This window comes from Verrucomicrobiia bacterium, from assembly GCA_036405135.1.
Lineage (GTDB): Bacteria > Verrucomicrobiota > Verrucomicrobiia > Limisphaerales > JAEYXS01 > JAEYXS01.
On the sequence record DASWYF010000010.1, the window covers coordinates 125,495 to 151,388 of the forward strand.

General features: G+C 55.8%; 23 protein-coding genes. 10 read left to right on the forward strand and 13 right to left on the reverse strand.

All coding sequences use genetic code 11. The features are described 5' to 3' along the window. Window positions 1–63: 63 nt before the first annotated feature. Both VGH19_04605 and VGH19_04610 read right to left on the reverse strand, forming a co-directional pair. Entirely contained in the window at window positions 64–3,060 is a 2,997-nt protein-coding gene (locus VGH19_04605) for a hypothetical protein (GenBank protein ID HEY1170631.1), read from the reverse strand. A gap of 61 nt (window positions 3,061–3,121) precedes the next feature. Next, window positions 3,122–4,141: a phytoene/squalene synthase family protein gene (locus tag VGH19_04610; GenBank protein HEY1170632.1), complete on the reverse strand. Its 1,020-nt coding sequence runs from the start codon at window positions 4,139–4,141 to the stop codon at window positions 3,122–3,124. A 256-nt stretch (window positions 4,142–4,397) separates the two neighbouring features. Here VGH19_04610 and VGH19_04615 point away from each other — a divergent pair, with 256 nt between their 5' ends. The 3 genes from VGH19_04615 (at window position 4,398) to VGH19_04625 (ending at window position 8,970) form a co-directional block, all read left to right on the forward strand. After that, a complete protein-coding gene (locus VGH19_04615) occupies window positions 4,398–5,957 on the forward strand; it encodes a glycosyltransferase family 2 protein (protein HEY1170633.1) in 1,560 nt (519 codons plus the stop codon). A gap of 11 nt (window positions 5,958–5,968) precedes the next feature. Next, window positions 5,969–7,465, forward strand: a complete 1,497-nt coding sequence (locus VGH19_04620; protein HEY1170634.1) for an MFS transporter — start codon at window positions 5,969–5,971, stop codon at window positions 7,463–7,465. Between the two features lie 167 nt (window positions 7,466–7,632). Beyond that, window positions 7,633–8,970 (forward strand): DUF1080 domain-containing protein, encoded by a 1,338-nt coding sequence (locus VGH19_04625; GenBank protein ID HEY1170635.1) that lies wholly within the window; start codon window positions 7,633–7,635, stop codon window positions 8,968–8,970. 121 nt (window positions 8,971–9,091) lie between these two features. Here the strand turns inward: VGH19_04625 and VGH19_04630 are convergent, their stop codons facing one another. The 3 genes from VGH19_04630 to VGH19_04640 form a co-directional block, all read right to left on the reverse strand. Then, a complete protein-coding gene (locus VGH19_04630) occupies window positions 9,092–9,673 on the reverse strand; it encodes a DUF1775 domain-containing protein (protein HEY1170636.1) in 582 nt (193 codons plus the stop codon). Between the two features lie 201 nt (window positions 9,674–9,874). Continuing rightward, window positions 9,875–10,963 (reverse strand): SUMF1/EgtB/PvdO family nonheme iron enzyme, encoded by a 1,089-nt coding sequence (locus tag VGH19_04635; protein ID HEY1170637.1) that lies wholly within the window; start codon window positions 10,961–10,963, stop codon window positions 9,875–9,877. A 6-nt stretch (window positions 10,964–10,969) separates the two neighbouring features. Next, window positions 10,970–11,896 (reverse strand): serine O-acetyltransferase, encoded by a 927-nt coding sequence (locus VGH19_04640; protein HEY1170638.1) that lies wholly within the window; start codon window positions 11,894–11,896, stop codon window positions 10,970–10,972. Window positions 11,897–12,132: 236 nt separating this feature from the next. On the opposite strand from VGH19_04640, the gene VGH19_04645 reads away from it, so the two are divergent. Beyond that, entirely contained in the window at window positions 12,133–12,333 is a 201-nt protein-coding gene (locus VGH19_04645; GenBank protein ID HEY1170639.1) for a zinc ribbon domain-containing protein, read from the forward strand. 10 nt (window positions 12,334–12,343) lie between these two features. Here VGH19_04645 and VGH19_04650 read toward each other — a convergent pair whose 3' ends face one another. The 3 genes from VGH19_04650 to VGH19_04660 are packed head-to-tail and all read right to left on the reverse strand — an operon-like array spanning window position 12,344 to window position 16,276. Beyond that, window positions 12,344–13,021 carry an HAD family hydrolase gene (locus tag VGH19_04650; GenBank protein ID HEY1170640.1) on the reverse strand — a complete coding sequence of 226 codons (678 nt, stop codon included), beginning with the start codon at window positions 13,019–13,021 and terminating at the stop codon, window positions 12,344–12,346. Window positions 13,022–13,030: 9 nt separating this feature from the next. Continuing rightward, complete coding sequence (locus VGH19_04655) at window positions 13,031–13,501, reverse strand: Uma2 family endonuclease (protein ID HEY1170641.1); 471 nt, start codon at window positions 13,499–13,501, stop codon at window positions 13,031–13,033. 15 nt (window positions 13,502–13,516) lie between these two features. Continuing rightward, a complete protein-coding gene (locus tag VGH19_04660; protein ID HEY1170642.1) occupies window positions 13,517–16,276 on the reverse strand; it encodes an excinuclease ABC subunit A in 2,760 nt (919 codons plus the stop codon). A gap of 749 nt (window positions 16,277–17,025) precedes the next feature. Here VGH19_04660 and VGH19_04665 point away from each other — a divergent pair. The 6 genes from VGH19_04665 (at window position 17,026) to VGH19_04690 (ending at window position 22,657) form a co-directional block, all read left to right on the forward strand. After that, window positions 17,026–17,367, forward strand: coding sequence for a hypothetical protein (locus tag VGH19_04665; GenBank protein ID HEY1170643.1), 342 nt, complete (start codon window positions 17,026–17,028; stop codon window positions 17,365–17,367). 166 nt (window positions 17,368–17,533) lie between these two features. Next, entirely contained in the window at window positions 17,534–18,004 is a 471-nt protein-coding gene (locus tag VGH19_04670; GenBank protein ID HEY1170644.1) for a hypothetical protein, read from the forward strand. Window positions 18,005–18,013: 9 nt separating this feature from the next. Beyond that, window positions 18,014–18,460, forward strand: a complete 447-nt coding sequence (locus tag VGH19_04675; protein HEY1170645.1) for a GNAT family N-acetyltransferase — start codon at window positions 18,014–18,016, stop codon at window positions 18,458–18,460. A 204-nt stretch (window positions 18,461–18,664) separates the two neighbouring features. Then, window positions 18,665–21,097, forward strand: coding sequence for an ATP-binding protein (locus VGH19_04680; protein ID HEY1170646.1), 2,433 nt, complete (start codon window positions 18,665–18,667; stop codon window positions 21,095–21,097). Then, window positions 21,072–21,638 (forward strand): response regulator, encoded by a 567-nt coding sequence (locus VGH19_04685; GenBank protein HEY1170647.1) that lies wholly within the window; start codon window positions 21,072–21,074, stop codon window positions 21,636–21,638. Before VGH19_04680 ends, VGH19_04685 begins: the two co-directional genes overlap by 26 nt. A gap of 68 nt (window positions 21,639–21,706) precedes the next feature. Then, window positions 21,707–22,657 (forward strand): ThuA domain-containing protein, encoded by a 951-nt coding sequence (locus tag VGH19_04690; GenBank protein ID HEY1170648.1) that lies wholly within the window; start codon window positions 21,707–21,709, stop codon window positions 22,655–22,657. A 195-nt stretch (window positions 22,658–22,852) separates the two neighbouring features. Here the strand turns inward: VGH19_04690 and VGH19_04695 are convergent, their stop codons facing one another. The 5 genes from VGH19_04695 to VGH19_04715 are packed head-to-tail and all read right to left on the reverse strand — an operon-like array spanning window position 22,853 to window position 25,794. Beyond that, window positions 22,853–23,218, reverse strand: coding sequence for a hypothetical protein (locus VGH19_04695; protein HEY1170649.1), 366 nt, complete (start codon window positions 23,216–23,218; stop codon window positions 22,853–22,855). 29 nt (window positions 23,219–23,247) lie between these two features. Then, a complete protein-coding gene (locus VGH19_04700; GenBank protein ID HEY1170650.1) occupies window positions 23,248–23,547 on the reverse strand; it encodes a hypothetical protein in 300 nt (99 codons plus the stop codon). Window positions 23,548–23,575: 28 nt separating this feature from the next. After that, window positions 23,576–23,971 carry an SRPBCC family protein gene (locus VGH19_04705; protein HEY1170651.1) on the reverse strand — a complete coding sequence of 132 codons (396 nt, stop codon included), beginning with the start codon at window positions 23,969–23,971 and terminating at the stop codon, window positions 23,576–23,578. 45 nt (window positions 23,972–24,016) lie between these two features. Further along, the gene (locus tag VGH19_04710; protein HEY1170652.1) at window positions 24,017–24,853 is read right to left on the reverse strand and encodes a carbohydrate ABC transporter permease; all 837 of its coding nucleotides are present in this window, start codon (window positions 24,851–24,853) and stop codon (window positions 24,017–24,019) included. Then, complete coding sequence (locus VGH19_04715) at window positions 24,850–25,794, reverse strand: sugar ABC transporter permease (GenBank protein HEY1170653.1); 945 nt, start codon at window positions 25,792–25,794, stop codon at window positions 24,850–24,852. Before VGH19_04715 ends, VGH19_04710 begins: the two co-directional genes overlap by 4 nt. Window positions 25,795–25,894 lie beyond the last annotated feature (100 nt).

Genomic DNA, 25,894 nt, shown 5'->3' on the forward strand with positions numbered 1-25,894 from the left:
TGGGCGCTTGAAAATAAAAAACCCGCCGGAGGGTATCCGGCGGGTCCCTGAATTTTACGGAAATTATTCCGCGATGATCTTGGCGCGGCGCTCGTGGTATTCCTTGGGCGTGATCTTGTCCGCCTTATAGAGGTCGAGCAATTCCTTGAGCTTGGCTTCCTTGCCGGTGGCGGCAGTCGGCTTCTCAGCGGTGACCTTCTTGTCTGCCTTCTTCTCAGGCTTGGCCGGTTCTGTCTTCGCTGGAGCTGCGTCCTTCTTCATGGCCGTCTTCTTGGCTTCCTCGGCCTGCTTCTTGGCAGCGGCTTCCGCTTCCTTCTTGGCTTTGGCATCAGCCTTGGCCTTGGCTTCAGCGGCATCCTTGGCAGCTTCGTCAGCGGCCTTCTTAGCCTTGGCCTCTTCCTTGGCTTTAGCTTCCGCAGCCTTCTTGGCGTCGTTGTCCGTGTTCTTCACGGAGGCAGCAGGAGCGGATTCCATCGCTTTGGCGGCTTTCTTGTCCGCTTCCTTCTTGGCCTTGGCCTCCGCTTTGGCTTTGTCCTCGGCAGCTTTCATGGCGATGGCCTCTTGAGCCGCTTTGATGCGGGCCTGTTCTTCGGCCTGGGCCTTGGCGATTTTCATCGCCTTGGCTTCTTCCTTGGCCTTGGCTTCCGCAGCCTTCTTGGCGGCCGCTTCGGCATCGCGTTTGGCTTCCGCTTCACGTTTGGCAGCGATCTTGGCGATCTTGGCTTCCTCAGCCTTCTTCTTTTCGGCGGCCTCGACGGCTTTTTCTGCCGCTTCCTCCTGCGCTTTCATGCGGGCCTTTTCTTCTTTGAGGCGTTGTGCTTCGGCTTTCGCTTTGGCTTCTGCCTCGGCCTTGATGCGCGCTTCTTCAGCCTTCTTGCTATCCATATCGGCCTTGGCAACCTTGGCCGGTTCAGCGGGCTTTTCCGTTTTCTTCATGCTGGCTTCCGCATCTTTTTTGGCTTGGGCCTCTGCTTTCGCTTTGGCTTCGGCGGCCTTCTTGGCGGCAGCTTCGCTTTCCTTCATTGCTTGGGCGTCCGCCTTGGCTTTGGCAGCGGCAGCCTTCGCAGCTTCTTCGGCATCCTTTTTGGCCTTGGCCTCGGCTGCTTTCTTTGCTGCAGCGGCAGTTTTGGCCTGTTCGGCTTCAATTTTCTTGGTATCCACCGCCGCCATTTCCTTCTTCTTGGCTGCCTCGGCCTTCGCTTTTTCCTCGGCGATGCGCTTCTCCTCAACCAGCTTGGCGGCTTCGGCTTCCGCCTTCATTCGGGCTTCTGGAGTGGTGGATTTAGGATCGATCGTAGGCGAACCGGACATCTTGGCGCGGGCAGCGGCGCGTTCTTTCTCGATTTGCGCCTGGCGGGCCTTGTTTTCCTCGTCAGCTTTTGCACGGGCCGCTTCGCGTTCCAAGGCACGGGCGGCACCTTCAGCATCCGCTTTCTTCTTAGCTTCAAGGCGGGCTGCGTTGACCTGCTCGGACGGAGTCATTGTTGCCGGGTCTTTGGCGACTGTTTCAGCCGGCTTGGGTGCCGTGGTGCCAAGTTTCTCGGTCTTTTCCATATCGGCCTTGGCCATCTTCGCGGCCTTTTCGGCATCGGCTTTGGCTTTTTTGTCCGCGTCAGACTTGGCCTTGGCTTCGGCCTTCGCGCGGGCTTCGGCTTCTTTCTTCGCGGCGAGTTCCGCCTTCTTCTGAGCTTCAGCGGCCTTCTTGGCCTCAGCAGCCGCAGCTTTGCTGTTCTGCGGCGGCACTGCAACGGGCTTGGTGGTGGAGGCTACCGCAGTGGAACGGGTCGGACCGGCTGGTGCGGCAGGAGGCGTGGCACGTGTTTGCGGCGTCGTCGAGCGCGACGTGTAAACCGGTTGGGTCTTCGGCGTGGAGATACGCGGAGAGGAAGGCACGCCTTGATTGATGGCCGCGCGGGCATCGGCTTCGGCCTGGCGCAGAGATTGTTCGCGCATCAGGGCCAGAGCAGAGGCTTTGGCATCGGCTTCCGCCTTTTGCAATTCAGCTTCGCGGATCTTCGCCAGTACAGCTGCTTTCGCATCCGCCTCGGACTTCAGCAAGTCCTGGTTGCGGGACATCGTCAGCACGGAAGCTTTCGCTTCGGCCTCAAATTGTTGGAGTGTCACACCGCGGTTGGCGGCAGCAGCCTTGGACTTGGAAGCAGATGTGCTTGGAGCCGGAGCGGCGGCCGTCGTCTTGCTGGTGGAAGCAGGAGCAGTGGATTTGGTGCTGGCAGAGGTCTTGGTCGCGCTCTTCTTGGCAGCGAGCTTCTCGGCGTCAGCCTTCTTCTTCGCTTCAGCAGCAGCCTTCTTGTCTGCATCAGCCTTGGCCTTCGCATCCGCCTTGGCTTTTGCGTCAGCGAGCTTCTTGGCTTCAACAGCGGCCTTTTCATCAGCCTTCTTCTTGGCCTCAGCGTCTTCTTTGGCCTTCGCTTCGAGGGCGGAAGGTTTGGCGGCGTCAGCTTCCTTCTTCTTCGCTTCAGCCATGGCCTTCTCTTGGGCCTTCTTCAGTTTGGCGGCTTCAGCAGCAGCCTCTTCCTTGGCTGCGGCTTCTTTCTTTTGAGCGGCAGCGAGAGCCTTGGCATCCGCCGCAGCTTTCTTCTTCGCTTCGTCTGCGGCGTCCTTGGAAGCGGCCATGGCCTTCTCTTCAGCAGCGGCCTTCTTCTTGGCTTCGGCGAGCGCCTTGCGACGGGCGGCTTCTTCCTGCAAACGCTTGGCCTCAGCGGCTTTCTTCGCTTCAGCTTCGGCCTTCTTCTTGGCTTCCGCGTCGGCTTTCAATTTCGCGGCTTCTGCCTTACGGGCTTCCTCTTGAGCCTTGGCAGCGGCTTTGGCTTTCGCTTCGGCTTCTTCCTTGGCCTTTTCAGCGGCCTCTTCGGCGGCTTTGGCCTTGGCTTTTTCGGCTTCGCGGGCGGCGCGTTCGGCCTTGCGCTTGGCTTCCGCTTCTTCCTTCAGCTTGGCAGCATCAGACTTCGCTGCGTCGGCTTGGGCGTAGAGAACGGTCTCGGCGTAAACGGCAGTATCAGGCGTGATGGGAATAACTCCCCACGTGATCAGAAAGGCCAAAAGAAATAGCTTGGAAAGTCGCATCCCCGCGTTTTAACGGGGAAAAGTTCGCAAATCAATGCTATTTCGGCTCATTCAAAAGTTTGAGCCGAACCAGCCGCGACCACCACGGAGTGGGATAAAGAGCTATCGAGCCTAAAACATCCGTCCAAACTTCCGTCCGGCTCACCTTTACCCGATGTTGTGGGTTCAAGATGGTCTCACTCTCCAATTTCCGCAAGGTGCGCGCTCCAATCAATATTGGCCACGCGCAGGCCAAGCGCACCCGAACACATCCTTTTGGGAGCGCCAAGGTGTAGTTCCACCCAGCTGCCAGATGTTCTGTGGCCAAACTCAAGTAACTGTTGTACAGGGGGCGGAACTTCGCTTCTGTTTCTGGCTTGAGCAAATCTTCCTTGGTCAACCCATGCTTGGCCAAGGTTTCTGCTGGCATATAGCACCTCCCTTGGCGCAGATCCCGGGGTAGGTCGCGCAGGATATTGATCAATTGCAGACCTTTACCATAGCGGATGCCTTCCGCCAGTAACCAGGCATCGTCTATCTTCGCTTGGGGGAACAAGTGACGACGGCATATCTTGGTCCAAAACTCACCTACACAACCTGCCACCCGGTATGTGTAGTCGTCCAGCGTGGCATCCGTTTGCAGGGCTACGAGCTTATTTTTACCAGCACCCGCGAACCGGTTGAGATCCAGGACCTGCCCGCTGGTGATGGTATCCAGCACTTCACGGATCAATTTTTTGTCCTCTCCCGGGGTCTGATCCAACAGGTGGACTGCTTCTGGAATTCGTTGCAGGAGAATCTGTTCTGCCGGGTTTCCTTGCTTGCTTGACAGTTCGCCCAAGGCGGGAAGCTCGTTTGTCTCGCCCAAGATTCGAGCGCGGAGTGCGGAAAGAGCCGCCAGTCGTTGCTCTAGGGGTATTATCTCAGTGTCCGCAATGGTATCCGTGGTACGGGCCAAGAGGTAAGCCAAGCCGATCTGCGGACGTACAGGCGGGGGGAGCACGCGCAACGTGAGGTAAAACGAGCGTGAAACATCCCGCAACAAGCGGGTCAATAATTCATCAGACCGATATTCCATGTTAGAACCCGCCCCATAGAAGCACGGGCCACAAGCACCTGTCAGCATCGGAAATGCGTGTATACTAAGCATGTCAGGACAGCTATTTATTAGTTTTTCTATCTTTTTCTGATAATGATTTAAAAATTAAGTAATACTGAAAATATCTGTTAGTAATTTTCAAAACATCCGCTATTCTAATAAGTCCTTCAGCGGGACGCTGGAGGAGTATGGCTGCCGGGGAGCAGTCACAAACAATCAAACAGAAAGGAAAGTGATGATGTTGAGCAAATGGTTCAAACCGGTTTTCAAGGGAGGAGCCGTTCTGGCGGCATTAGTGGCGTTGGTATGGTTGCCGCTGGTTCATCTGGTTGTAGTGGCAGTGAATCTGCTGGTAAGTCTTTTTGTTCTTGGAATGCAGGCAATTTCGGTTCGGCTTCCGAGAATCACCCCGGAGCGTCGTTCTTTGGGCGGGCAACGGCCGTTCATTTCCATCCATGTGCCGGCTCACAATGAACCGCCTGAATTGTTGAAAGAGACGTTGCGCAGTTTGAGTGAATTGGAATGGGATAATTACGAAGTGCTGGTGATAGATAACAATACGACTGACCGTTCCCTTTGGGAACCGGTGGCCGAGTATTGCCAGGAACTGGGACCCAAGTTCCGCTTCTTCCATGTCGAGAACATGAAAGGCTTCAAGGCTGGCGCGATGAATTATTTGCGGCAGTTCATGGACGCGCGGACAGAATTCGTGTTCGTGGTGGATGCAGATTACGTGGTTCACCCCGATGCGATCAAAAAAGGCTTGAGCTATTTCACCGAGGAAAAAGTGGGCATGGTGCAGTTCCCGCAAGACTATCGGAACATCTGTGCGGGCAATCGCGGCATCACGCTTGATTTCAAACACTTTTTCTCCGCCTACATGAACATGGCGAACCGGCTGGAATGCGTGCCTTCCACTGGCACGCTGAGTTTTCTGCGGCTGGCCGCGTTGAACGAAGTGAAAGGCTTCGGCACCGACGTCATCACGGAAGATGCGGATCTGGGATTGCGTCTGGCCTTGAAAGGATTTCGCGCCGTGTATGCACACGAGACGATCGGGAGCGGTGTGATGCCGCATGATCTGAGCAGCTTGAAGAAACAGCGCTGGCGTTGGGCATTTGGCAATGCCCAGATATTGAAGCTGACGGGCCGTACGTTGCTGGGCACGCCTCATCTGAAATGGAAACAGAAGCTTGGTTTCCTTACGCACCTGACGGCATGGTTCAATTTCAACCTGGTGCCCACGCTCTCTTTCATGCTGATGCTGCCTCTTTTGTTCACGGGCAATCTCTCCGAATATCATCCGTACATCGTCACCATGTCAGGGTTGACACTGGTGGTGTGGCTGCTCTTGCGGTTCTCCGTCTTCTATCACGGTCTGCGCCGGGACGGGCATTCCTTGAAGGAAATCGTGCAAGGGTTCGCCACGCATACGGGGTTGGGCTGGGTTTACAGCTCCAGCTGGATCAAGTGCCTCTGGGATCATCGCGCCGCCTTTGTGCGGACCAACAAGTTCCTGACACAGAAAGTGCCGGATGCGATCCGCACGACGTTTACAGAGACGGCTCTTGGGATTGGGTTGTTTGTGGCGTTCGTGGAATTCGCCTTGGAAGGATTCTTGATCGCTCCCATTGCGGCTTTGCTGATTGGGCTCACGCGCTTCGCCATCCATTGGGTGGAAAGCCAGATGCGCCGGACCTTGGCCCTGTCCGTAGAGGAGCACAGTGGTGCCACGCCTCCTGATGCATCCGTGACAGGGGGGATTTACCCAGTGGAATCCACCACCACCGGGTGAGAGAGTCTCTCATGGCGCAAACGCCCAGTCCCTCGGTCCTGCGGCATCGGGACCGCCTCCGCTCGATGAAATATTCCACCATCGAGGCGTGCTTCAGCGTGCCCATGCTGAATCTGACGATGCCCAATCTGCCCTTCGTCATCGCATTCGTATTGGTGGCGTTGAAGTGGTCGCCTGCGTGGGTGGGGTTGCTCGCCGCGTTGCCACAGATCGGTAACGCGATACAGCCATGGGTGAGCGGCTGGCTGCGACGGCGCTATTCCCAGATCACGATCATCCGGGGCTCATTCATCCTGAGCGCTGTGCCTTGGCTGGCGATGCCGCTGTTGCGTTGGATGCCGGAAGTGCGCGACGCCTTCGTGCTCGTGATGATCACGATCGCGACGTTGGCGAACAGTGTGGCGAGCGTAGCCTGGTCTGCTTCCATCGCGGAAGTGGTGCCACCGCGTATCAGCGGAAAGTTTTTTGCCCGCCGCAATCTCATCTTCGGTTTCTGGACAATGCTTGCTGTGCTGGTGGCTGGTTTTCTCGTCTCCACGGGCGAGCATAAGTTTGATATCTTTGCAGCTATCTTTTTCATGGCAGGGCTGGGGAGGTTGGCGGGATTGTTTTATTTAAACCGTATGACATTCCCTCACCAGATACATGAAGTGGATGCGGGTGGCACGAGCTGGGAGGAAGCGCGCGGTGTCTTACGAGATGCGAACTATCTGCGCTTCACCCTCTTCGTCGGGCTATGGGGATTTTTCTTGGGATTGGGTTTGCCGTTTCAAACGGTGTTCATGATCGATGTGCTGGATTTTCCGATGCGTGACGTGGTGGTGCTGACCACACTTGCGGGCATCGGCGGTCTGCTCACCTTGAAAGGCTGGGGAACGTTATGTGATCGCTTCGGTAACAAGCCGGTCTTGTCCGTCTGTGCCATTTTGTGGGGTTTGGTGGGCTTGTTCACCTGGCTGTTCGCCGGGCCGCATTTTCAAGCGCACCTGACCGTGGCGTTCATCCTGATCGGTGGGCTCACCGCCGGGTTTCAGCTCTGCCAGTTCAACCTCATGCTGAAACTCATCATGGCCCAACGCCGTGCAGCGCACATCGCGGTGTTTCTGGCCGTGACGAGTCTGGTCACGGCATTGGGGCCGCTGGTGGGAGGCGCCTTGCTCGCAGCTCTTCCCCGGCAAGCTGGTGAATTGTTCGGTCAGCCGATCCTGAATTATCACCTGATATTCTCCCTCTCCATGCTCGGCTGCCTCATGCTGCCGATGCTGTTACAAACCATTCGGGAGGATGCTGAGATGCCTGCCTTACAAGTCTGGCGGGCGATGCGCGCCATGCGCACCTTCAACCCGCTCGTAGGTATGGCGACGGCGGTGGAGTTCATATTCACACCACGAGGATTGACTGGATTGGCACGGCAAAGCTGGCGCTCTTTACGACGGCAGGTCAAGGCGGTGGGGGAAGTGGGCGAGGATCTGGTGGAGGTCAGCCGTTCTCGCTTTAGCCGACGTTGAATGATCTGGCCAGAAAAGTTTGGACAATCCCCTTTGAGGAGCCAAAGTAACTCCCTGTTCCACGAATAAGCGGTCGTTGCAGGCCGTCATTTGTTGAGCTGGCTGTAACATAACTGCACGACCAGACGTCTGGCATATGTTCACCGATAGTCCGTAAATTTTTGTACATGAAAATGACCAAACAACTTGCTGCTTTGATGGCGGTGGTCGGCTTGCTGGCCGGTTGCGCCACGACGGATAACAAAACCTCCACCACGGAAAATAAGTCCGCGACCAAACAAGAGAAGTGGACCGATCTCTTCGATGGCAAGACCCTCAATGGTTGGGTGCAGCGGGGCGGTGCCGCCAAGTACCGTGTGGAGAACGGCCAGATCATCGGCACCACCGTGCCCAAGACGCCGAACACCTTCCTTTGCACGGACAAGACCTACGGCGATTTCATTTTGGAACTCGAATTCAAGGTGGACCCTAAGATGAATTCCGGCATCCAGTTCCGCAGCGAAGTCTTTGCCGAGGCGACTACGCTCGAAAACGTGAAGGATGCCAAGGGCAATCCCCTCAAAATCGCCGCCGGTCGCGTGCATGGTTACCAGTGCGAGATCGATCCTTCTGACCGTGCCTGGAGTGCCGGTATCTATGATGAGGGCCGTCGCGGCTGGCTCGTGGACTTGAAGGACAAACCGGCTGCGCAAAAGGCGTTCAAGCAGAATGATTGGAACAAGGTCCGCATTGAGGCGATCGGTGATTCGCTGAAGACGTTTTTGAACGGTGTGCCTGCTGCCGACTTGAAAGACGGTATGACTCGTGAGGGCTTCATCTCCTTGCAGGTGCATAGCATCGGCAACAATGTGACGAACATGATGGAAGTGGCCTGGCGCAATATCCGCATCCAAGACCTCGATGCAGCCAAGCGCACGGCGATCTTCAATGGCAAGGATCTCACTGGTTGGACGTTGGCAGACGGAAAGCCGGTCACCGCTGGTTGGAAAGCGGAAGATGGCGTGCTGACCCGTGCGGACAAGGGCGGCGATATCTATACGGCCAAGGAATACGGTGATTTCGATTTCCGTTTCGAATGGAAAGTTGCTCCCGGTAGCAATAGTGGTGTGAAGTATCGCATGGCGCAGATCGGCAAAGCATGGCTCGGACCAGAATACCAGGTGCTGGATGACGACAAGCATCCCGATGCGAAGCTCCGTGATGGCCGTCGCAAATCCGGTGGCCTCTACGATCTCTATGTGCCAAACGCGAACAAGATCCTCAAGCCCGTGGGTGGGTGGAACAACTCCCGCATCGTGGCCAAAGGCACGAAGATTGAGCATTGGTTGAACGGCGCGAAAGTGCTGAGCTACGATACCGCCTCAGAAGATTTCAAGAAACAGGTGGCGGGCAGCAAGTTCTCTAAGACGCCGACCTTCAACCAGAATACGAGCGGGCGAATCCAATTGCAGGATCATAATGATCCGGTGTGGTATCGGAATCTGACGGTGCAGGAGCTGAAGTAAACTTTGGTGATTTCAAGAAAACCCGCCTGCGAGCAATCGCAGGCGGGTTTTGCTTTATAGGAGCGCGGCTCTCCGAGCCGCAGCAATGTCCAAACCTCAGTGGCTAAAATTGATTACACGATTACTTTTTCATGAACCCCATCAACAAAGCGACCACACTTAACACCAGCGCACCCAAGGCTACATTAAACGCCAGCTTGGCCTTTCCATCATCACTCGCAGTAGTTGTTACGGCTGTTTCTGTATTCTTGGCCACTGCATTCAATTTGGTGACTGATGCTGGCGTCTTGGTGCCCGGTTCACCCGTCCACGCCACGACTTCATCGCCCGCATAAGTTTGATGCGCTTTCCACACAATGGACTGCGCGTCTGCGTTGATCTTGCCCATGATGCGGAATTCGACGAATTGATCAGGTAGCAATCCTTCGCCTTCAGCGGTCCAGGTGAGTTTGGTGGCATCGCCGGATGTGTTCTTCTCCATCGCGATCTTCCAGCCGGGCTTCGTCTCGTAATGATGGATGGCCACGTCTTTCGCAGGGATTTCCAGTTCTACTTTCAGCGTGGCCTTATCCTTCTCATTCGGGCAACGCACACTGAAGGTTTCATAACTCCCCGCCTTCGCCTCGCGCGGATGCACGACGACATGGGCGTGGACGACCAGAGATGAACACCAGAGGGCGATCAACAAAACGACACGTTGCATGATGAGAGGATGAATCAAAGAGGAGGGTAACTCAAGTGCGAGTGGGGCGCGGCTGTGTTCCGCTTGCGGAATCAGCCGCAGCGCGTGAAATGAACAATAAGAGCAGCAAAATATTTCAAAGCTATCTTAACCATTTGACCCTGCTGCGACTGGTTTCTTGGGGAAACACAGTCGCGGTCCAAGGAATATGCCACGTTCCGTTTAGTTCTGCGTCCGCACCGTCTTCAAGAATTCCTGCAACGCCGCCGCTTCATTCCCGCGTAGCTTTGCCTTCGGGACCATCTTGTTAATCCAAGTATCCCACTCGTCATCGGGATAGCCAGACGGGTCAAAGAGTTGGTGGCATTCCGAACAACGACCGGAGAAGACCTCGCGACCTTCCTTGCCGAGTTTCGTGAGGGCGGGGGATTCCTTCCAGCCCATGACGGGGCGGGGCGATGGCAAAGGCTCGGCGCTATCGAACTCCAGCACACAACGGAATCCATAAAGCCCGCCGCGCACATCGGGCAGATTCGGGTAATGATAGCCAGATTGAAGATTCAACGGATCAAACGTCACCCATGCCGCGCCACGCAGGAACTTCAGTTTCTTGCCGCCCATGTCGGTGTCGAGACGCTTGAACTCCAGACGCAGTTCGCTGCTGTTGAGTTTGGAGTTATACCAATCCTCACCCCACTCGAAGAGATTCCCGCCGAGATCGTGAAAGCCATTTGTATTCGCAGCTTTGCTGCCCACGGGGCCGAAATTATTCTCCGCATCCGGCAGATAACCACCAAGCGTCGGGCGTTGATCGATGGTGGGCCATTTCTTGCCCCAAGGATATTTTTCAGGTCCGGCTGCTGCGGTCCATTCTGCACTCGTCGGTAAGCGATAACGATCCTTGGCACCGATGCGGCCTGCCTTGCGCTCCTGTTCCGTGAGCCAGCGGCAAAAATCCGTAGCATCGTTCCAACTCACATTGTTGACCGGATGCGACGGCTTCTGCGCTAGCGATGGAGGAGGGGAGCCAACGGATTGCAGATACGCCGCGAAATCACTGCGCCGCGTTTCCCACACGCTCATCAATACTTTTGTGCCGGGAACAGGAATGAATTTTTGCCCGAGCGAATTTTCGTAAGGCTGACCGGGCTTGGGTTTACTGCTGGCGGCGGATGGAGCAGGTGTTTCGTTCGTCGCGGCGGATTCAGCAGCTTCGGGACTTTCGGTCCTTTGTTTGCAGCCGCTATTGGAACACAGGATAAATACCGTTGCGAGCAGGGTGAAGAACTGGAATGGAAGCTCGCGCCGCATGGCTGGTCAGATCTGAAAATCCATCGAATCCAAAGAACGGTCCTTGTCCTTCTTGGCGATGACTTTCACTTTCACATCTTCACTGAGGACGAGTGAATTCGGTGGCACGCTTTCCAAGAGGAACACATTCGCGCCGATCGTGCTGCCAGCACCGATGACCGTTTCACCGCCCACAATCGTGGTGCCTGCGTAAATGGTCACGCGGTCTTCCAAGGTCGGATGACGCTTCTGCCCCTTCAACGCCTGGCCGCCGGAGAGCGAGCGCGCCACGAGGCCCACGCCTTGATAGAGCTTCACATGATTGCCGATGGTCGAAGTCTCGCCAAGCACGCAACCCGTGCCGTGATCGATGAAGAAGTGGGAGCCGATCTTCGCACCCGGATGCAAGTCCATGCCCGTGCGGCTGTGCGCCCATTCGGACATGATGCGTGGGATGAGCGCCACGTTCTTCTCGTAAAGTTTATTCGCCATGCGCTGCACCGCGATGGTTTCCACGAAGGGATACGCGACGATGACTTCTTCACGGCTTAAGGCGGCAGGGTCACCATTGTAAGCGGCTTCCACATCCGTCTGCAGCAGTTCGCGTATGCACGGGAGGCAACCAAGGAAATTCAGAGTCAGATCATGCGCGAGCGGACGCAGTTCACGGGCGGAGAGTTTCTCGGGATTATGGTAGAGCAGGCTCTTGTAGATCTCATCTTCCAGGCGGCCCAGCACGCAGTCCATGAGCAGTGCCGTCTCCACTTTCAGTTCGGAGGAGTGCAGCGGTTTTTCATCGAAGAAACCGGGGAAGAGCAGGCGCAGCAGGTCCACGGTGATGCCCGCAATGGCGGTCTTGGACGGCATGTTCTTGCCATCCAGATGATTGATGCCGCCCAGCTTCGCGTAAGACGCGACCAGTTTATCCGTCAACTCTGTGACCGTTACCTTCACGGGCGAAGTATTCCGCAGGGGAACGCCAAACGCAAGCGGACGGATTTTGCCGCTAGACGGAATGACAAATGCCCAAGCTCGAATGACCAAGGAAGGCCAAATGAATCAATGACCAGTCCCATCATTGGACATTGCTCATTCCTTGGTCATTCGGATTTAGTCATTGGGCATTTATCGAAAAATCTGCGTGTATCTGCGCCCATCTGTGGTTAGCTTTTCTTAAAGATTTCACGACTATGGCCACTTACGTTTACGAAACGATTCCGAAGAGCGCGAAGCAGAAGCCAAAACAGTTCGAGCTGCAGCAGAAGATGTCGGACGCGCCACTGACGAAGCATCCGGAAACGGGCGAACCAATTCGCCGCGTTATCATCGGCGGCAGCGGTTGGGTGACGCACGGAGCGGGTATCCTCTCCATGAACACGAAGAAGCGCTAAGCCGCGCTCCTCAAGCGTTCAAATCTCTCGCCCGCACCCCTCGCAGATTCTCTACCAGCCACGTCGGCTTGTGCGGACGCAAATCCTCCATCGTGTGCCCACCGGTTGCCACCGCGAGGATCTTCGCGCCGATGTGCCGAGCGCAGTCGATATCCTTCGGCGTATCACCGATCACTAAAACCTCCTCACCCTTCAACGGCCTGCCGATCATCTGCCCCGCGCGTTGTTGCGCGATGGCCGCGAGCTGGTTGCGATCCTCGTGATCATCCGAGAACACGCCGAACTCGAAGTGATCCCATAGTCCGTGATGGCGTAGCTTGATCTCCGCCCCGATACGCAGATTCCCCGTCAGCAAACCCATGATTGGCTCCTGCGGCAGCGCCTTCAGATCGGCGATCAGTTCCTTCACGCCTGTGCAAACGTGCCCGCCGAACTCATGCATCAGATGTTCCAGCCAGAACACATAAGTGTCCGTGAACAAATCCAAGTTCTCTTGCGAGTAGGTGATGTTGTAATGCTTGAAAAATTCACGCAGTAGCGACAGATCCGTGCGCCCGGCGAAGTTCACATCCTCCGGCTTGTGTTCCTGCGCAAAGACGGAGCGGAATGTCGCCCCGAACGAACGTCCGCCGATGCCGCGGGTGCGGATCAACGTGCCATCGATATCAAACAAAACCAAGCGTATCACATCACTCCTTTAATCCGAGAAAAGTTCATTCATCGACACGGAGAGATTTGGCAGCAGCTTCTCCGTGAGCACTTCCTTGCTTGCGAGAATGCCTTTCAACCCAAGCCCATACTGACTGCCGTGATAGACCTCCACATTGTCGTAACGCAGATCGATCATCCACAGGCGCGGGATTTTGCAATCCTCGTAAATCTCCTTCTTCGTCACGGTGTCCCAGCGATGATCCTCCGAGCTGATGATCTCCGCAGCGATGAAAACCTTCCCTGTGGCTGCCGTCACCAGTGACAAGTCCGGCCGCAAAATCGCATCGCTGCGCAATTGAACCGTCGAGCGCGGTTCCTGCAAAAGCGCCGGGCCGTTCACCGGTAGCGCCGCGCGCACGAGCGCATGCAAACGCTCCAGCACCAGCCGATGCCGCCCGCCCAGCACCGTCCGATGAACGCTGTTCCCCTCAATGATTTCTTCGTAAGTCCGGCTCACAAATATAAAATCTTCCTACCTCTTCTGGCCCGCCGGTGCAAACGGCTTCTCCACCAACGCCTTCATAAACCTCCCCGTATGCGATCCCTTCACCTTCGCCACGGCCTCTGGTGTCCCCGCCGCGATGATCGTGCCACCACCCGCACCGCCCTCCGGTCCCATATCGATCACCCAATCCGCCTCTGCGATGAGATCCAAGTTATGCTCGATCACCACCACCGTATTACCCGCTTCCACAAGCCGTTGAATGACTTCGACGAGCTTCTGCACATCCGCCATGTGCAGCCCGATCGTCGGTTCTTCGAGAATGAAGATCGCCGGTTTGATATTCATCTGCCGGATCGTCTTCAGCTCGATCTGCTCGCCCTTCAAACCCGTGAGCAGATGTGTCACCAGTTTCACGCGTTGCGCCTCGCCGCCGCTGAGCGTCGGACTCGTCTGTCCTAAGCGTAAGTAGTCCAGTCCCGTATCGCGCAAGGCCTCCAGCGGACGCCGTATCTTCGGCAACGCCGCGAAAAACTCGATCCCCTCCGCCACGCTCAGGTCCAGCACCTGCGCGATGTTCTTGCCTGCGTATTCGATGTCCAACGTCTCGCGATTGAACCGCGTGCCATTGCACGACTCACACTTCACATACGCAGGCGGCAGAAAATTCATCTCCAGCTTGATCGTGCCCGCGCCTTCGCACACCGGGCAACGCCCTTGATTGCTGTTGAACGAAAACCGGCTGCTGCTGTAACCGCGCAACTTCGACTCCGGCAGATTCGAGAACAGCGTGCGGATATCATCGAAGAAGCCCGCATACGTTGCCGGTGTGGAGCGCGGCGTGCGCCCGATCGGCGATTGATTCACCTCATGCACCGCACTCAATAAATCTGTGCCCGTCAGATTCTCATTCTTCTTCCCCTTGCGACCAACTGCCCCTTCCAGCGCAGGTAACAAACACTCACGCACCAGCGTGCTCTTGCCCGACCCGCTCACGCCCGTCACCACCACAAAACGCCCCAGCGGAATCTCCAGCGTCACGTCCTTCAGATTATTCGTCGTCGCCCCACGCAACGTCAGCCATTGCGTTCCCACCTCTTCACTCGCTTCGGTTTTCTTCGTTTTCTTCGCTGAAACTTTCTTCGGAGCCGTCACCACTCGTCGCTCACCGCGCGTCGGATACTTCTTCGTCTCCAGATGCGCCAGCGATTTGCCCGTCAGCGAATCTTTATGCTTCAGCAATTCCGGCAACGTCCCGTGCGCCATCACCTGGCCACCCTTCACGCCTGCACCGGGGCCGAGATCGATGATGTAATCCGCGCGCCGCATCGTGTCCTCGTCATGCTCCACGACGACGAGCGAGTTCCCGCGCGAACGCAACTTCTGCAATGCATCCAGCAACTGCTCATTATCCCGCGCATGCAAGCCGATCGTCGGCTCATCAAGGATATAAAGCACGCCACTGAGATTTGACCCGAGTTGCGCTGCGAGACGAATACGTTGCGATTCACCGCCCGAAAGCGTCGTCACACTGCGGCTCAGTTGCAGATAGCCGAGCCCCACTTCATTGAGGAAACGCATGCGTTCGCGGATCTCTGGGAGAATATCCCGCGCCACCTCCGCCTCGCGCCCGCTCACCTGCAACCCATTGAAATACTCTGAGGCTTGGGCCACGGACATTGCACCGATGTCATCAATCGTCTGCCCTGCGAGCTTCTTCTTACCTTTCGTCGCTGCTGGCAATCCGCCCAAGATCAACCGCACCGCGCGTGCCAAGGGATTCAATCTCGCCCCTTTGCACTCCGGGCAAATCTCGCGCTTGCCTTCCTGCCAGCCGAACCACGATTCCTCAATCGCATCCGCCCTCGCACCGCGTTCTGCATCTGGTAGATAAAATGTTTCCCCGAACCCGCGACACGTCGGGCACCAACCGCGAGAAGAGTTGTAGCTGAAAAATTTCGGATCAAGTATCTCGAAGGACTTGCCGCATCCGCTGCACGACCGCGAAGTGGAATGCACCGTCGTCACCCCATGATTATCCAGCGCGAGCAGCACACCCTTACCGATGTTCAACGCCTCATCCACCACTTGCTGCGCCGTCTTGCCCGTCTGCTTCGCACGCGGTTTCTTCTCCATCACGCCGATGACGATTTCCACGTCATGCTCCTTGAAGCGATCCAACCGTAGCCGTTCGCTTGTGGAGTAGATCTTCCCGTCCGCCCGGATCTCCGCGTAACCATGCTTCGCCGCCCACTCCGCCACTTCCGTATGAAAACCTTTACGATTCCGCACCACCGGCGCGAGCAGCAGCAGATCGCCGCGCTCCTTCATCTGTTCCTGGAGCCGTGCACCCAGTTCATCGCGTGTTTGCGATTCCACCGGTATCTGGCAGTCCGGGCAATACTGCGTGCCCAGCCGGGCGAAGAGCAATCGGATGAAATGATAGATCTCCGTCACCGTCGCCACTGTGCTCTTGCCGCCGCCGCTCGAATTCCGTTGCTCAATGCTCACCGTCGGCGGAATGCCCGCGATGAGATCCACATCCGGCCGCGAAAGCTGCTCCACGAATTGCCGCGCATACGCGTTCATGGAATCGAGGAAACGCCGTTGCCCTTCGGCAAAGAGGATGTCAAACGCCAGCGTGCTCTTGCCCGATCCGCTTACGCCCGTCAGCACCACGAACTTCCCGCGCGGGATCGTCACCGTCAGATTCTTCAGGTTATGCTCGCGCGCCCCCTGGATGAGGATGCCGTCCTGTCCCGCCACCGTTATGTCCGTCTCGTTCAACACAGCTAGAGTATTATCATGGGTTGTTCAGTATGCAAAAAGTACCTCAAAGGAAAATGTCGTAATCGTCCTGAACCCCGTGCCGCTAGGTCGGGGCGAACTCGGTTGTTTACGTTAAATCGTTAAGACGTTCCATCGTTGAATCGTTCCCACGATTCACGCCTTTCAACCATTGTAACGAATTTCGCATTGCCTCTCCTTTGTGATTACGGACGCCCATTGGTTTCATCCGCACGAATATCCTCCCATTTCGTCCACCCTTTTTCAAAAGATTTATCTGTCAAACCGCCCCTAAATTCTTGAACAAAAACTGCGCCATCGCTGTCGTAATTTTGTGCGCAAAACTGACCCACCTTGCTGCGCCATTTTGACCCAAATCCACCCCTCTGAGACACCTTGCCTCAGTGTCCCACTTAGGGTGGAGCGTGCCCGTCCTCGGGCACAGCCACATTCATAAGCAAAGGCAGTCCAGTTTCGCTCCGAAGCCCCCCGGCCCAGCGGGCGAAAGAAAATAGCCCCGCGATTCATCGTGGGGTAGCGCGGAGTAAGAGAAACCAGTCCCGTCAGGGACGACAGAACGCACCATTACAAACCTCCCCAGTCCCAGCGGGACGACTCGATGGTAGCCGTGGCGTAAGCCCGCCCAAAGCGGGCGCAACCCACGGACTAAGCCCCACAAAAAACTCCGTCACGTAGTGACGCGCTGAACTGTGAAAGTTGCCTGCGTCAGCGCGGTATGCTAAATTTTCCTCATGCCCAAGGGCACGCCAGCATCACTACCAGAGCAATTGTCCGCTGGTGCCTTAGGCGTGGTGATACTAGTTTGGATGTTTGGTTCCTGCCTCTGCGGCCATTTCGACGCTTACGGTTTACTTGGTACAGTCCCCGGTGCGATCTTGGCCTGGACCGGCCTGGTGAAAAATCAATCTCCCCACCTCATCACCCGTTGTGGCCTTGGTTTTGTGGCGATCACCACCACCTTCCTGCTGCTCAAAGTCATCACGGATGTGATGTGGACCGGTCATGAACCCATGTTCACCCAGCCACCTTGGATCGAACGCTGGATCTATTGGCGGGAGATAACGGGGTTTTGATTATCTGAAGATAATGAGGAAATTTGGTAGACTCGCCAGCACAGCACAATTTTGGAATGCATGCTTCCGTGCGGTCTTGATACCCGGTCTTTTTCAGACAATCATATCCCCAAGAGCGGTCGTTAAGCGAGGTCTGCCACGGTCGTCCCGTGACGTTTGAATTGAAGTGAAGCAACAAATCTCCATATCTGAGTTTGAGCCTGTCCTCACCATGACAGATTATTACGACGGTCCACGAGGTGGCATAGCACTGTTTCATGGAAAGCCGCATTTATATGAGTCTAAATTCTTAGATTTCGAACGGAATGCTGAGGGAGAATACTTAGAGGAAGACCACTATTACCTGACTCTGATTGATGATACGGTTTTGCAACTGGCTTTGGAGGATTGGGAGATTTGGCTGCGTTGGGAAGCAGCATTTCACGCCGGGTTGACAGATACCAGCACACATCCGGCTCTTCCTCCTGATAGGTCTCGGCATGAAATCCTAAAGCCGCTCCTGTCTAGTGCCCTACTGACAAAAAAAGACGACGCTATTGTCGCCAAAGCAGAGTTTAGGGCGATTCCCAATAGTCGGCCTGAGGGATGTTTTCTCAAACTTGAAGTCGCATGGACTACGATCAGTCGGATTACGTAAATCTATTTCATGCCCACCACCATCCGCCCCGCCACTCCTTCAGACACCGACGAGATCAGCGCCATCCTCACCGAGGCGGCGCAATGGTTGGCGCATACGGGCCGCTTGATGTGGCGTGATAACGAACTGGCACCCGAACGCATCGCGGCAGATGTAGCGGATGGCTTGTTCGTGATCGCTGAACGGGACGGTATTGCCGCAGGCACCATGAAGTATCAATTGGAAGATCCGCTCTTCTGGCCGGATGTTCCCACGGGTGAAGCCGGTTACATGCATCGAGTGGCAGTGCGACGCCAGTTCGCCGGTGGAGAAGTGTCACTGGATTTGTTTCATTGGGCACTTTGGAAAACCGCTGACCTAAACCTCCGCTACCTCCGCCTCGATTGCGAAGCCTCCCGCCCCAAGCTGCGTGCCGTTTACGAAAAGTTCGGCTTCAAAAATCGAACATCCTGTTAAGCTCGCCAAGTTCCCCGTCATCGGTATCCACTGTCATAACCTAGTATGATGCGCTTATTCTTGTAAGTAATGAGGTTTGTCCGGTTGGTTTAGGCCAAGTGAAAACAGGTCGAGAATGAACATTTAGGTTTTCACCTGTCCGAAAAGTTGGCACTGTCTGGTCAACCGATAATGAACAGGTCAATCCGCTTTTTTTTAGTCGTGATGGGCGTTGTTTTGGGGGCAGCGTTGTTTGGGATATTGACACGCCCCATTGGTTTCCTTGCGGCTTTTTGGCCTGCGAATGCAGTCCTGCTCGGACTCTTCATCCGTAAGCCGCACCTTGCGGCTGTCCCTGGCTGGGTGGGGGCCATCACCGGATTTCTGCTGGCCGACCTGCTTACGGGCAGCCAGTTGCTCGTCACCGTGCTGCTCTCTTCGGCCAATTTGGCTACGGTGCTGGTTGGTTGCTTGCTCTATCACCGGTTAAGTGAGGAAGACCGGCGCTTGGAGCGGCCTGTTTCAGTTCTATATCTGCTGCTTATCTCTGCTGTAGCCTCGCTCGCTTCGGCCTTGGTGGGCTGTAGTGTGTCACCGATATTGTTTGGTAATTCGTGGTTGGATGGGCTGGATCATTGGTTTTCCACGGAGTTGGCCAATACGGTGGTGATCTTGCCCGTGATGTTGACGGCCAAGCGCAGTTGGATCATCGACCACCTTCGTCGCTTTTCCCACTACCGGTTAAAGGATGTAGCTCCGATTTTAGTTTTGCTGATATCAATCACGGCGGCTCATGTAGTAGGTGGACCGGGAGCGGTTGCTTTTCCGGAACCGGCGTTGCTGTGGTGTGCGGTCAGCTACGGAGTTTTCGCCAATGCCGTGCTTCTGCTGCTGGTTTCCGTGTGGGCCATGATGGCCGTTTCTTCCGGGGCATTGCATGTTCCCTTGTCCACTGATTACTTGGATTCCATCAACTCTGCCCGTTTGGGCATCATGTTCCTCGCCTTGGGACCGTTGACCGTGGCCAGTATCAATGCCGCGCGTAATCGCTTGCTGGAACGGGAACGCCAGACCGCAAAGGATCTGGCGCAAGCACTGGCCGCAGCAGAAGCCGCCAAACATGCGAAGAGTGAGTTTCTCGCCACGATGAGCCATGAGATCCGCACTCCCATGAATGGCATAGTGGGCATGTCGAACATGCTCGTGGAAACGCTGCTCAATGCCGATCAGCAGGAGATGGCGCGCGTGGTGAAGCAGAGCGCCACCAGCCTGCTCACCATCATCAATGACATCCTCGATGTCTCGCGCATGGAGGCGGGCAAACTGGCTATCACGCCGATCGCTTTTCGTGCCGGTCAATTGGTCACAGAAAGCCTCGCCGTGCTGGCACCGGTCGCCGACGCCAAGAAATTGCGTCTCTCCATCTCGATTGATCCCGCGCTGAACACGACCTTATGGGGAGATGACAGCCGCATCCGCCAGGTGCTGCTGAATCTCACGGGGAACGCCATAAAATTCACCGCTCAAGGTGTTGTGGCAGTGACGGCGCAAAGAACTGGTGGAACGGCAACGCACACTGCGCTTCGCATCACGGTGAAGGATACCGGCATCGGTATCCCTGACGCGGTGCAGGCAAAATTATTTCAGCCCTTTGAGCAGGCAGATGGCAGTGTCACCCGCAAGTTTGGCGGCACGGGTCTGGGGCTTTCCATCTCGCGACGGCTCGTTGAATTGATGGGTGGCCAGATCGGCTTCAACAGCACTCCGGGCAAGGGTTCTGAATTTTGGTTCACGTTGGAGTTGGAGAATCGCGCGGCTGTCAGCGCACCGCAAACCGCGCCTTTGTTTGCCAAGCCCACGTGTGCCCTTCGCTTGCTGGTAGTGGATGACAACGAGATCAATCAAGCAGTGGCCAAACGGCTGCTGGCCACCATGGGGCATGAGGCGGACATCGTGGGGGATGGCGAGATCGCACTCACGCATCTCACCCAGCGGGCCTATGATGCCGTGCTGATGGATTGCCTGATGCCAGGGATGGATGGCTATGAAACCACGCGCCGAATCCGCTCTGGACATCTGCCAGTTTTGAATCCCAAGATCCGTGTCATCGCCCTGACCGCCTCCGCCATGGCGGATGACCGGGAGCGGTGCTATCAGGCCGGGATGGATGACTTCGTCAGCAAGCCTATCGGGTTTCAGGAAATTCAAGCGGCGCTGGAACGGGTGGGATTTGGTGTAACGGCAGCAGATCCGGCGTCGTCTCCAGCTGTGGAACCTGCGCTGGAATTACTGGATGGCAAAGTGATCAACGAGCTGTACAAGTTATCACGTGAGGACGAGCCTTCATTGGTTCATCATCTCCTTAAATTATTTATCCAGACGGTACCTGAAAAGCTCGAACAACTCGGTTGTGCGATGTCTTCACGAGATGCCGACAATGTTCACAAGATCGCCCACTTGGTGGCCGGGAGCAGCGTCACCGTGGGAGCGAGACCGATGGCCAGACTGCTCAAAGAGATAGAAGTCGCGGTCAAAAACAACCATTGGTCCCTGGCGGAAAGATGCCTCGGCGATCTCAAAAGCACATGGTCGCTGACCTATAAACGCATCCTGGCCGAAATGACTCCCTCAAATGAAAATACTGAGCGTAGAAGATAATCCGCTGGCGCAACTGGTCGTCGCCACCACCTTGAAATCACTGGGCCATGAGGTGGTGCAAACGGATGATGGCGAGGAAGCCTGGAACATCCTCGGGGCAGACCATGGCATCCGTGCCGTAGTTTGCGACTGGCGCCTGCCCAGGCTGGATGGCCTGGATCTTTGCCGCCGTGTGCGCAAGGAAAGGAACGATTACATCAGTTTCATTCTGCTCACGCAGGAACATGCATTGCGGGAGAATCTTCAAGATGCCAGCGCTGCCGGAGTGGATAATTTCTTGAGCAAACCGGTGGATGCTTGCCAGTTGGAGCTGTGCTTGAATACCGCCGCCCGCGTGGTTGATTTTACTTCGGAGAACAAATCATCGTCGGGTCTGCTGCCCATCTGCAGCTATTGTAAAAAGATCCGGGATGGGAAAGACCGCTGGCATCAGATGGAGCATTATCTTTCCTGCGGATTCAATCTGCGCTTCAGCCACAGCATATGCCCGGTTTGCATGGACAAGCATGTTGAGCCTGAACTGAAGCGGCTGGGCATGTGAGATGGTCCGCCTGCGGCCCTTAAACTTATTTCTGGCGTAGCCGGCAGGAAGGTGCTTCAGTTTGCGCCATGAAATCCCTCCTCCGTGCCTTGGGCGCTCTGGTTGCGTTGGCTTGTGTTTCGTTTTCCTCTCTGGCTTTGGCTGCGGACGTCGATCCATTTGATCAATCTAAGGTGCCATTGGAAGTTGATACGACCGATACGAAGCTGACGAAGATCGTGTTGCTGGCGGGCACGCCGAGCAATAAATCGGGCCAGCATGAATACTTTGCAGGCTGCGCGCTGATGATGGATCTGCTGAAGCAGACGAAGGGTGTGCACGTGGTGATGGCGCGGGATGGCTGGCCGAAGAATGAGGCGATCTTCAAGAATGCGAAGGCGGTGGTTTACTTCGGCGACGGCGGTGGCAAGCAACCGTTTCTGGAACCGGCGAAGTGGAAGATCATTGAGGACCTCATGAAGGAGAAGGCGGGCTTGGTGCTGATGCATCAGGGTGTAGATTTCCCGATGGGACCGGAGAAAAACATCATGGGCTGGCTGGGCGGAATATTCCTGAAAGACATCGGATGCCGCGGGCATTGGGACATGGATTTTCCGGAGATCGGCAAGCATGCGGTGCTGGGCGGCGTGAAGCCGTTCAAACTGGCGGGCGATGGCTGGCTCTACAATATGCACTTCGCTGACAAAGGAGTGACACCTCTCTTGAGCGGGGCGGTGCCGGACAAGTCTCGTTCTTCGGCGGATGCGAAGAAGTATAACGGTCGCGCGGAGGTGATGGCTTGGGCGTATGAACGACCTGAGGGCGGTCGCGGGTTTGCCTTCACGGGTGCGGATTTGCACAAGAACTGGGCGGAAGAGAGCCAGCGCAAGCTGGTGGTGAACGGGATCTTGTGGTCGGCAGGATTGAAGATTCCGCAGGAGGGTGCGCCGGTGGCTTTTGATTCGGCGAATCTACAGCGGAATCTGGATAAGAAGGATGCGCCTGCACCGGCGGCGAAGAAGGCGGCGGAGAAGAAGTGATGTCTGTCAGTTACGTTGGTAAGAGAAAATTGTGTATGACCATGGAGAGGATAAAAGCGGAGTTGGCGACTCTGTCAGATGATGAACTGAAGGAGATATTGAGGTTCCTGTCGGATTTGCGTGAACAGCATGAAAGACAGAAGGATTGATCGCTTCGGTGACGAAAGCTGAACAAGAATACTTTGCAGTCTTAGGTCACGGTAAAACCACTTTTCCGGGTGGCACCGTCTCGATTTTGCCCAAGGGCGAAAGTTTCACCGCTGCTTCGGAATAGCTCAGCGATTTCCCATAGCTCACACCATACGTCACGGTTTTTTCGTGGGGTGTTTGGGTTGTTTCGGTGAAGGTAGTGGGTGAAGTGCTTTGCGTGCCGAAATTGTAATACCAGTTCTCAGCGCCATCGTTGCTGCGCTCGATGCGCAGAGGTGGACCGAACTTCGCGCGCAATTCCTCACGGGTCATGCCCACGCGCATCGGTGTGTCTATGACCAAGGGTTCGGAAGTGGTGGAACATCCGGTCACGAGAATCACAAGCAGGATTAGCGGAAGAATAGTTTTCATGGGCTTAATTCCATTATACCACGCGCAAACTAACCGCGGATATAAAAATACTGCACAGCGGCAAACAGCCAGAACATCACGATTCCAGTTGCTGCTGCTGATAAAACCATCGCCAGCCGGTTTCCTGCGCGACCTAGCTTTTGGGCGGTGACATATAGCAGGACGATGGCGACGAACTCGAAAGCTGCGAACCAAGGGTGGATACGCACCAAGACGGATGCCATGATCATGCTGATGAAGAAGGCGAGAATCGCGGCTGCGAGATAAAGAATGTCCGAGAGCGTCGCGGGCTTGCGCTCATTGGAATCAATTTCTTCGGTCTCCTTCATCGAATTGTCCCGACATAATAGATAATCTTTATGTCTCCATCAACTCCTTCAACTTCGCTAAATCCTTCTCCACCATTCCGCGATCACGCGCAAAATCCGCATCTGACATCGTTGGCAGTCGGAACAGTGTGAAAGTTACTACGCAACCGCCCTGTCCATTATCCAACACGCGCATGGGGGAATAGACGATGTTGCCCGGTGCGATGGTCACGTAATGATCGGCTACACGGAATTCATTTCGTGTCACGAATCGCACAGGAAATTCGCCATCGGCCGTCCCCATCATCCACTCGTTCTTGCCGACTTTGCGCATGGATTTGCAGAAAGCCCAGCGCGGCATATTCTCGGCGTTCAGGATAAACTCATAAACCTTATCCGCTGCACAATGGATGCTCGTCGATAAAGTCACAGCTTCTGTGTTCATGATCTACTATCGCCTCGCTCTTCGCACTTTGCACCTCGCCCCTGCTCAATGGGGGAACACTTCACTCAACGAGCTCTTAAACCGTCGATGCATCACCGCGAACAGGATTGCCGTCGGTAAGATGGTGATTGTTGAGGCCGCCATCAGCACGGCGAAGGGGAAGCGCAAGCTGCTGCCAAACAATCCTGCGAGGGCGAGTGGCAAAGTCTGCTTCTCCTGTGTGCTGAGGACGAGCATCGGGATGAGGTGCTCGTGCCATGAGAGGATGAACTGGATGAGGCCGAAGCTCAGCAGGGCGGACCAGCACAGCGGCAGTAGCGTCCAATACACGCGGAACTCGGAGAGGCCTGCGAGTCGTGAGGCTTCCACCAATTCACGCGGCATCTGGCGGAACACTTGCGTGAAATAGAGGATGCCCAAACCACTCACCACACCCGGCAGGATCACGCCCCACGTCGAATCGATCATCTTCAACTGGTTCAGCCAGCTAAACAGCGGGATCGCCAGCGCCTGTTGCGGCAGCACGATGACCATGAGCGATACGACGAAGAGCAACCCTTGAAAACGGAAGCGATGTTGCGCGAACACATAGCCCGCGAGCGAGGTGAGGAATACCGTGCCGATCGCCTGCGCAAACGCCACCAGCACGGAATTCGCGAACACGCGCCAGAAGGGGATGAGGTCGCCTTGGAACAGTTGCTTGTAGTAGGCGAAGTTCCAGGCGCCCGGCAGCAATTGCAACGGCTTGAATATCTCTTTGTTATCCTTGAACGCCGAGCAGAACATCCACACGAACGGGTAGATGAAGAGGATGCCCGCGACGAGCAGAAGTATCGTGGCGACCCAGGAAGTTTTCTCAGAAGGCAGCAGAGTTTTTTTCATGCCGCCCTCCCTCGGAACCATCGCGGTCCCATCATCGCCAGCCACAGCAAGGCCAATAACACTGGTGCGACCATCAAGCACATCGCGGCAGCGGTGCCGAAATTACCGAACGTGAACGCCTGTTGATAGCTGTAAGACACGAGCAGCAATCCGGCATCTGCCGTCCCCCCACTGCCGCCTAGGAGCATGTAAGCTCCGGAGAACATCGCGAACGCGTCCACCACCAGATAGACCGCGCAGAAGAGCACGACCGGCTGCAAGAGCGGCAGCGTCACTTGCTTGAATACCTTCCGACGATTGTTCGTTTCCAGATACGCCGCCTCATAGAGCGACTTGGGAATCGCCTCCATGCCCGCGAGGAAAAAGAACGTCACGAAGCCCGTCCAGCGCCACACCGTCTGCAATACCAGCGCGGGCATGATGAAGTTCGGATCTTTCAGCCAGTTGATCGGTTTGGCATTGAGATGCAGATGAAACAGATCATTGATAAAGCCCTCGCGGCTGAAAGGCATGATGAAGAGATTATTCAGCAAACCTTCCTTGCCGTGGAACACCAACAAGAAGAGGAGTGCTAACACCGCAGGCGGAGTTAGTCCCGGCAGCAACAACATGAATGTGAGCGCGGGGCGAACCTTCTTCCACGAGGATTGCAACCAATACGCCAGCAACGCAGAGAGCGGCAGGATGATCAGGATGCACGCTGCTGTGTATTTGATATTATTGCGTATGGCCTTCTCAAATTTCGGATCGTGCCGCAGCTCCTGATAATGCTGCGCGCCCACATACTCCGCCTCTTCCATCAGCGTATTGCTATGCAGACTGAGGCGCAATCCGCCGACGAGTGGCATCACCCAGAAGAAAACGAAAAAGGCAAAGAACGGCAGCAAGAGCAGATACGGCGCTCCTTTCCCCCGCAGCCAATATGTTTTCCAATCACCCATTCTTTGGACCGCGACTGTGTGCTTGGAGCACCAGTCGCAGCGGGCACGACAGTATAGGAGCGTTCCGAAATGTTTTAGGCGGCTGTGCCTGTTTCCCGTG